The following is a 2,102-nucleotide window of genomic DNA, read 5'->3' on the forward strand; positions in this document are numbered from 1 at the left end:
ATGATAATCGGCGTATTCGGATCTGCTGGCAATTTAAAATTGTCGTTTTGCTGAACAAATACCGATACAAGATCTCCTGGAAGTAATCGTTCTGCTGCCTGGATCGAAGCGACCCCTTTCCGTTCACGGTCATGGGCCTCATAGCGAACGGCGGCAATGGTTAAATGCACCTCGTCAGGGTTTGCCGCTAAGCTGCTGGCAATCGAGTATAGACGTGGCGGGATTTTACGTAGAATCGAAACAAATTCCTGTGCCGAGCTGCCCCAAACACCAAAATCCCTCACTAAATCGACTAAATCACGGCCATTTAAGTATTCCTTCACTTTTGCTTCATTACCTGGAGCTAAAAGTTCTTTTAACCCTTCGCTTTCAGAAAGTTGTGCGACTTTTTCTAAAAGTGGTTTTGTAAGTACAGTAATTTCAAAATAAGTCCGTAATGCTTCTTTTAAGGAAAGAGCATCACCTTGTTTATTTACAGTAACAGTTTCATCTGCATTCCAGGATAATTGTTCCAGGAGTAAACTTACTAAGTTTGGATCATTTTCAGGATAAATCCCTAGTGCATCTCCTGGTTCATAGGTCAATCCTGACCCTTCTAAGGAGATTTCCAAATGTCGGGTTTCTTTATTAGAGCCGCGTCCATTCAGGTTCAGGTTTTCGAGAATTTCAGCTTTAAATGGATTGGTTCTAGAAAACTCGGATTCTACTGCCAATGCCGAAGAAGTCAATACAGCCTGTGCAGCAGTGCTTGAATTTTCAGCACCTTTTAAACTGCCAAGTACTCCCTCCAACCATTCTTCTGCCGGTTCCGCGAAATCCACATCACAATCGAAACGTGGATAGATCCTTGTACCTCCCAGTTCTTCCAAACGGGAATCAAAATCTTTGCCCGTTTTACAGAAGAATTCATATGAGCTGTCGCCCAGTGCCAATACGGAAAACTGAAGTCCTTCGAGCTTCGGTGCCCGTTTGCTGTATAAAAACTCATGGAACGATAGTGCGTTATCAGGGGGGTCTCCCTCTCCATGTGTGCTGGCAATGATTAAAAGGTTTTTCACTTTTTTTAATCGGTTCGTTTTGAAGTCACTCAAGGATGAGATCGTTACTTTGAACCCGTTTGCCTCCAGCCTTTTACCAGCTTTGTTCGCCAATCCCTTAGAGTTTCCGGTCTGTGATCCAAAAAGAACCGTGATTTCATTCGAGATGGACTGCCCGTTTTGTTGGGACGAACTCTCTGAGTTTTGAGTTGCATCGGCTAATGCACCGAGGACAAATGTCGATGAAGAAGCTGCAAGATAACCGCTTAGCCAAACCTTTTGTGTCTCTGTCAATGTCGGCAGAATGCGGTTGAGGAGCTCCGCCTGCTCCTGATNNCAATACTTGAAATTGCAAATTGATCCACCTCACTAAGAATGTACATTCGGTCAATCTCTTCTAAAAAATTAGCAAATCGCCAATTTAATCCGAATATTCATTCAAAAAATTGATTACTATTATAATAGTTTCACTATTCCTATAAGTCAAGTAGGAATTAGAAAATAAATAATGGCACCCCTTTATGAGGTGCCAATCCATGTTATTGACCAATGACAATCCCGTCTTCTTCCTTCCAAGTTACACGTACCCGATCACCAGGTTGGCAAATATGGTCACCGTTACTTTGCAGCATCGCAGTAATTCGTTCTCCTTTTGGCAACAGGATTACCGTTCGGATAAAAGAACCCACATAGATGATTTCTTCCACTGTCCCTGAAAGAAAATAAGGAGCGGTTTCCCCGTTTTCCAATAGTCTAACTCGCTCTGGTCGGATTGACAGGAAACTTGTTGTACTTGTGATTTTGCGGTCACGGAGTTTGCCACCAACCTTGGTTCCGGCGAAGTCAAGGATCGCTCCCTGTTCATTGGACTCTGATACTTGAACTTCAAATAAATTAGTATCACCAATGAAATCCGCAACAAACTTAGTTGAAGGATTTTCATAGATTTCTTTTGGAGCAGCCACCTGATCGATGACCCCTTTATTCATAACCGCAATCCGATCTGAAATTGTCAAGGCTTCCTCCTGGTCATGGGTAACGTAGATAAAGGTAATTTCTAATTTT

2 protein-coding genes are annotated in these 2,102 nt (G+C 42.7%); both read right to left on the reverse strand.

Features of this window, described 5'->3' with window-relative positions; translation table 11 throughout:
* The coding region (locus V7083_RS23645) for a diflavin oxidoreductase (RefSeq protein ID WP_335482664.1) at positions 1-1,394 on the reverse strand (1,394 nt) is incomplete at its 3' end.
* Between the two features lie 182 nt (positions 1,395-1,576).
* The coding region (locus tag V7083_RS23650) for an ABC transporter ATP-binding protein (protein WP_335482662.1) at positions 1,577-2,102 on the reverse strand (526 nt) is incomplete at its 5' end.

Source organism: Bacillus sp. JJ1764 (assembly GCF_036962145.1).
Taxonomy (GTDB): Bacteria; Bacillota; Bacilli; order Bacillales; family Cytobacillaceae; genus Neobacillus.